We start from the raw sequence: 6,070 nt of genomic DNA, 5'->3' as shown, positions 1-6,070 counted from the left end.
CCGGTCAGCCGCGTCCGACGTAGGACGGCATCGCGGTGGCCAGCACCGTCATCTGCTGGACGTTGGCCTCCAGCGGCAGGCCCGCCATGTACAGGACGGCGTCGACGACGTGGCGGACGTCCATCACCGGCTCGGGCTTGACCGTCCCGTCCGCCTGCAGGGTGCCGGCGCCGAACCCGCCGGTCATGTCGGTGGCGGCGTTGCCGACGTCGATCTGCCCGCACGCGATCCGGTAGGGGCGTCCCTCCAGCGACAGCGTCTTGGTCAGCCCGGTCACCGCGTGCTTGCTGGCGGCGTAGGCGACCGTGCGGGGGCGCGGGGTGTGCGCCGACAGGGACCCGTTGTTGATGATGCGGCCGCCCTGCGGGTCCTGGTCCTTCATCATGCGGAACGCCTGCTGCGCGCACAGGAACGCGCCGGTGAGGTTGGTGTCGACGACGGTGCGCCACTCCTCGTGGGAGTACTCCTCGACGGGCGCCGACGCCCCGAACACGCCGGCGTTGTTGACCAGCAGGTCCAGCCGCCCCCACCGGTCGCGGACCGCGTCGAACAGCGCCCGCACGGAGGCGGGGTCGGTGACGTCGGCGGGCACGGTCAGCGCCTCCCCGCCGCGCGCGGCCCGGGCGGTGTCTTCGAGGCGCCCGGCGCGGCGGCCGGTCAGCGCCACCCGCCAGCCGGCGTCCAGCAGCGCCGCCGCGACCGCGGCCCCGATGCCCGAACCGGCCCCGGTCACCAGCGCCACCCGTCCGTCCATGGACCAGCCTCCCTCCCGGCCGGGCTCCATTATCACCGCCCCGCCGCGGACGGCGGCCGGGACATGTCCGCGGCGTGCCCTGCGACGACCGGCCGGCGCGCAAACCCCCGCGGGACGGGCGCCGCCCACGCCTGGACCGGCCTGAGCGCCGGTGGCGGGGCCGGTCAGGCGGTGGACGCGGCTCCGGCGCCGCAGCCCCGCCGCGGCCGCCCGGCCGCGCCCGCAGGCGCCGGCCCGGGGGTCCTCAGCGGGCCGGGACGATGCGGGTCAGCGCGAGAGCGGCCAGCCACAGCGCGGCGCTGGTCCAGGCCAGGACGTGCAGGCCGGAGGTGAACGCGGGGCGCAGGGCCGGCCCGGCGACCGCCCCGTACACCGCGACGCCGAGCGCCGTGCCGGCCTGCCGGGCGGTGTTGTTGACCCCGCCGGCCAGGCCGGCGTGGGCGGGCGGGGCGGCGTGCATCGCCGCGGCGACCACGGCGGTGACGATCAGGCCGTCGCCGATCCCGATCGCCAGCAGCGCCGGGAGCAGCGCCGCGTAGCCGCCGCCGGGCCCGGCCGCCAGCAGGGACAGCGACCCGGCGGCGGCGACCGCGGTGCCCGCGCCGAGCGGCACCCGCGTCCCGAACCGGGCGGTGAGGCGGCCGCTGACCGGCGCGAGCAGCACCAGCGGCACGGCCATCGGCAGCAGCATCGCCCCCGCGGCCAGCGCGGGCCGGTGCCCCGCCTGCTGCAGCCGCAGCGTCGCCACGAACAGCATCCCGTTGCTGACCAGGTTCATGATCAGCGCGATGGCGTTGGCGCCGAGGAACGCCGGGACGCGCAGCAGCCCGCCGGGGAACATGGGCGCCGCGGCGCGCCGCTCCGCGGCGGCGAACGCGGCCGCCGCGGCCACGGCGACCGCCGCGGCGACGGCGGCGGTCTCCCCGTGGCCGCGGCCCGCCGCGATGACCGTCCACACCAGCCCGCCGAGGACCAGCGGCGCCAGCGCCGTCCCGGCGCGGTCCAGCGGCGCGTCCCGCCGCTGCCGCCGCGGCTCCCGGACGACCGCGAGGACCCCCGCGACCGCGGCCGCCGCGATCGGGACGTTCAGCAGGAAGATCCACCGCCACCCGGCCGTGTCGACCAGCAGCCCGCCCAGCAGCGGCCCCGCCGGCAGCGCCGTGGAGGAGACGCCCGCCCAGAGCCCCAGCGCCCGCGCCTGCTCGGCGCGCCCCGGGTAGAGCAGGGTGATCAGCGCCAGGCCGCCGGGCAGCAGCAGCGCGGCGCCCGCGCCCTGCGCGACCCGCGCCGCGACCAGCGGCCCGGCGCCGGGCGCCGCCCCGCACGCCAGCGACGCGGCCCCGAACAGGGCGAGCCCGGCGACGGTGACGCGGCGGTGCCCCATCCGGTCGCCGAGGGCGCCGCCGCCGAGCAGCAGCCCGGCGATCGCGACCGCGTAGCCGTCCACGACGCCCTGCAGGCCGGGCAGGCCGGTGCCCAGGGCGCGGCCGATGCCGGGGAGCGCGACGTTGACGATCGTCACGTCCAGCAGCACCAGGAACATCCCGGCGCACAGGATCGCCAGCATCGCGCCGCGGCGCGGCACGGGTCCCGGCGTGCCGGTCGCGGCCTGTCCTGCGGCGGGTGTCGTGGAGTTCATTCCTCCACCGTGGAGCCGGGACGTTTCGGCGCGGCTCGAAGCATCAGCCCGCGCCCGTGTCGGAGACCGCGTGCTCCCTGATCGCGGGGTGCGAACCCTGCCGCATGATTCGCCCCTCCTCTTGCCGCAGGTGTGGCCACCGGCCGGCGGCGGCGTTAACGCAACGAGTGTTGCTTTAGGATCGGGGCCGTGAGATCCGACCGGCACCCGCGGGCCGCGCCCGTGACCGGCGCGGGGCCCGGGAGCGTCCGCCCCGGCGGCCGCACCGCGCGGGTGCGCGACGCCGTCCGGGAGGCGACCCTCGCCGAACTGTCCGAGCACGGCTACCGGGGGCTCACCGTCGAGGGCGTCGCCGCCCGCTCCGGCGTCCACAGGACCACCGTCTACCGGCGCTGGGGCGGCGCCGACGGCCTCATCGCCGACGCCCTCGCCCGCGCCGCCGCCGAACCGTGGCCCGTCCCCGACACCGGCACCCTCGCCGGCGACCTGCGGGCCCTCGCCCGGCTCGTGCTGACCGGCCTCACCGACCCCGCGCAGGGCCCCCTCACCCGCGCGTTCGTGCTGGCCGCCGCGCACAGCCCCGCCGCCGCCCGCGCCCTGCACGACTTCTACGCGCGCCGCCACGAGCAGGCCGCCGCCGCCGTCGAACGCGCCGCCGCGCGCGGCGAGGTCCCCGCCGGGACCGACCCGGCCGAGGTCGTCCGCGCCGCCGTCGCGCCCCTGTACCACCGCGCGTTCATCACCGGGGAACCGGTCGACGAGGCCGCCGCGGACCGCGCCGCCGCGGCGGCCTGCGCCGCCGCCCGGGCGGGCATCCTCACCGCCCCGCCGCCCCAGGCCGGGGCGCCGGGCGGTGCGGGGGGCCGCGCCGCAGACCCTCCCCGCAGCGAACGGCTCGGGTGAGCTCCGCCATCAAAGCGGGGGACGGGGGCGCCGAGCATCTCGCACCAGGCCGTGGCCGGCGGCCGGGACGCCGGCGCCCCGGCCGGATGGCGATCAGGTTCTGATCCGCGTCGATGCGGGCCGTCGCGGTCGGCTCGCCGTCGTCCAGACGGTCACGCTCCCGTCCGCCTCGCCCGGCTTCTCGCCGGGCTCGCTCTGGGACGCGCAGAGCACCGGCGCCGCTTCGGTCCGGCGTCTGGCAGGCAGGCGCCGCGGCCGCGCTCATCTTCGGCGCCGCCCCCGCTTCGTCCGGCGACGCGGGGGCGGGGGATCGCCCCGGCGGCGGTCAGGCGAGGCCGGCGTCGTGGGCCAGCAGCGCGATCTGGGTGCGGTTGTCCAGGTCGAGCTTGGTCAGCACGCTGGACACGTGCGCCTTGACGGTCGCCACGCTCATGAACAGCTCCGCGGCGATGTCGGCGTTGGACCGCCCCCGCGCGATCGCCAGGACCACCTCGTTCTCGCGCGGGCTGAGCCGCGCCAGCGCCGCGCGGGCCCGCTGGTGGGCGCCGGCCTCGGTCGCCGCGCGGTCCATGAGGCGGCGGGTGATGCGCGGCGACAGCATCGGGTCCCCGGCGGCCACCCTGCGGACGGCGTCGACGATCTGCGCCGGCGGGGTGTCCTTGAGCAGGAACCCGCTGGCCCCGGCGCGCAGCGCGTGCAGGATGTTCTCGTCGGAGTCGAACGTCGTCAGCACGATGACCTCGGGCGGGTTGGCGCGGGCGCGGAGGCGGCGGGCCGCGGTGATGCCGTCCACGCGCGGCATCCGCAGGTCCATCAGCACCACGTCGGGCGCGTGCGCGTCGGCGGCCGCGGGCACTTCGTCGCCGTCGGCGGCCTCGCCGGCCACCGTGATGCCGCCCGTGCCGTCCAGCATCATCGACAGCCCGGCGCGGACGAGGGCGTCGTCGTCCACGATCAGCACGCGCAGGGGGCGGGTCACGCCGGCCATGGTAGCCAGGCGCGCAGCCGGAACTCGCCCGCCGCGGCCTCGTGGTCGAGCCGCCCCCCGGCCAGCCGGACCCGCTCGGTCAGCCCCACCAGCCCCGTGCCGCTGCCCGGCGGCGGGGCGTGCCCGGCGTCCTCCCGCAGCCCGTTGCGGACGTCGACGACCAGCCCGTCGCCCGCCCGGCCCTCCAGCACCACCCGCACGGGACGGCCCGCGGCGTGCTTGCGGGCGTTGGTCAGCGCCTCCTGCACCACCCGGTACGCGGTCCGCCCGGCCAGCGGCGGGACGTCCGCGGCGCCGGCCACCTCGTCGCGCAGCTCCACCGCCGCGCCCGCGGCGCGCGACTCCGCCACCAGCCGGGGCACGTCGCCCAGCGCGGGCTGCGGCCGGTCGCCGTCCTCGGCGCCGTCCTCGGCGCGCAGCAGCAGGATCACCTCCCGCAGCTCCTCCAGCGCCTGGTGCACGCCGGCGCGGACCACCCCGGCGGCCTGCGACAGCCGCTCGGGCGGCGCGTCCGGACGGTACTCCAGCGCGCCCGCGTAGGTCGCCAGCAGCGACAGCCGGTGCGCCAGCACGTCGTGCATCTCCCGGGCGATCCGCGTCCGCTCCGCCATCCTCGCCTCGGCGACCCGGCGGCCCTGCTCGGCCTCGGCGCGGCGGGCGCGCTCGCGCAGCGACATCAGCAGCGCGCGGCGCGCCCGGATCAGCGCGCCCCAGCCGACCAGCGCCCCGTACCCGAGCGCGATCAGCAGCAGCCACCACCCGAACGAGATGCCGCGGCTCGGCTGCCACAGCCCCTGCACGACGTGCGCCGCGATCCCCGCCGCGCCGGCGGCCGCCGCGACCGGGAACGGGCGCCGCTGCGCGACGTGCAGCACCCCCATGCTCGACACCGGCGTCGCCGCCGGCGACAGCGCCGCCAGCACGCTCAGCGCCAGCGCGGCCGGGACCGGGCGCCACAGCAGCAGCGGCGACAGCAGCCAGCCCGCCGCCCCCACCGCGATGTCCAGGGTCAGCTCGCCGCCCGCCTGCGCCCGGCCCCAGACCGTCACCGCGATCAGCACGCCCGACACCGCGAGCAGGACCACCGCGCCGGCGAGCCTGCGCTTCCCGCCCGGGACGGCGTCCACCTGGCCGAACGTCACCTCGTTCACCGGCCAAAGGCTAGCCGCGGCCCTCCGGCGCCGACACCGACCAAAGTCGGTGCCCGCCCCTCCCCGGGACGGACCGGCCACCGCCCCTCGCCCGATGCGGCGGCCCCGCCGCACCGGCGACGCTGACCGGACACAAGCCGAACGAACGGAGAAGCACATGTCCACTCGGACCCAGTCCTCTCGGACTCGGCGGGCGCTGACCGTCGCCGCCGCCGCCCTTGCCGCCCTGCTGCTGTGGATGCTGACCGGCCCGGTCGCCGGGCTCCACCCGTCCGCGGAGACCGGCGGCCAGACCCGCGAGGTCGGCGCGGCCGCGGTCGCCGCCGCGAGTCTCCTCGCGGGACTGGCGGCCTGGGCACTGCTCGCCCTCCTGGAGCGCGTCGCCGGCCGCCCCCGCCGCATCTGGACGTTCACCGCCCTGGCCGTGTTGGCGTTGTCGCTGCTCGGCCCCCTCGGCAGCGCCGCCGACACCTCCTCGCTGGCCGTCCTGGCGGGCATGCACCTGCTGGTGGGAGCCGTCCTGATCCCGGGGCTGCGCCTTTCGGCCGGCCCCCGGCGCTCCCAGCCGGCGGACCAGGAGCCGTTCCCGCTGCCCCCTCGATGACCCGGCCGGCCACCACCTACCCCCGACACCC

Annotated in this window: 6 protein-coding genes; 2 read left to right on the top strand and 4 right to left on the bottom strand. The window is 78.6% G+C overall.

All coding sequences use genetic code 11. From position 1 onward, the window contains the following. Positions 1-4: 4 nt before the first annotated feature. Together ACIWVC_RS28320 and ACIWVC_RS28315 are read right to left on the bottom strand one after the other, a co-directional pair. Positions 5-754: an SDR family oxidoreductase gene (locus tag ACIWVC_RS28320; protein WP_396454798.1), complete on the bottom strand. Its 750-nt coding sequence runs from the start codon at positions 752-754 to the stop codon at positions 5-7. Positions 755-998: 244 nt separating this feature from the next. Beyond that, positions 999-2,393 (bottom strand): MFS transporter, encoded by a 1,395-nt coding sequence (locus ACIWVC_RS28315; RefSeq protein WP_396454797.1) that lies wholly within the window; start codon positions 2,391-2,393, stop codon positions 999-1,001. Between the two features lie 189 nt (positions 2,394-2,582). On the opposite strand from ACIWVC_RS28315, the gene ACIWVC_RS28310 reads away from it, so the two are divergent. After that, positions 2,583-3,296 carry a TetR/AcrR family transcriptional regulator gene (locus ACIWVC_RS28310; RefSeq protein ID WP_396454796.1) on the top strand — a complete coding sequence of 238 codons (714 nt, stop codon included), beginning with the start codon at positions 2,583-2,585 and terminating at the stop codon, positions 3,294-3,296. Positions 3,297-3,621: 325 nt separating this feature from the next. Here the strand turns inward: ACIWVC_RS28310 and ACIWVC_RS28305 are convergent, their stop codons facing one another. Continuing rightward, positions 3,622-4,284 (bottom strand): response regulator, encoded by a 663-nt coding sequence (locus tag ACIWVC_RS28305; protein WP_396454795.1) that lies wholly within the window; start codon positions 4,282-4,284, stop codon positions 3,622-3,624. After that, on the bottom strand, positions 4,272-5,435 hold the full coding sequence (locus ACIWVC_RS28300) for a sensor histidine kinase (protein ID WP_396454794.1): 1,164 nt from the start codon (positions 5,433-5,435) through the stop codon (positions 4,272-4,274). The genes ACIWVC_RS28305 and ACIWVC_RS28300 overlap by 13 nt, the downstream gene beginning before the upstream one ends. Before the next feature lie 157 nt (positions 5,436-5,592). Here ACIWVC_RS28300 and ACIWVC_RS28295 point away from each other — a divergent pair, with 157 nt between their 5' ends. Continuing rightward, complete coding sequence (locus ACIWVC_RS28295; protein ID WP_396454793.1) at positions 5,593-6,039, top strand: DUF6069 family protein; 447 nt, start codon at positions 5,593-5,595, stop codon at positions 6,037-6,039. Positions 6,040-6,070 lie beyond the last annotated feature (31 nt).

Origin of the sequence: Actinomadura sp., assembly GCF_044508335.1 — a bacterium.
Taxonomy (GTDB): domain Bacteria; phylum Actinomycetota; class Actinomycetes; order Streptosporangiales; family Streptosporangiaceae; genus Spirillospora.
Note: the sequence above shows the minus strand (reverse complement) of the source record. Positions and strands in the feature narration are given on the sequence as shown.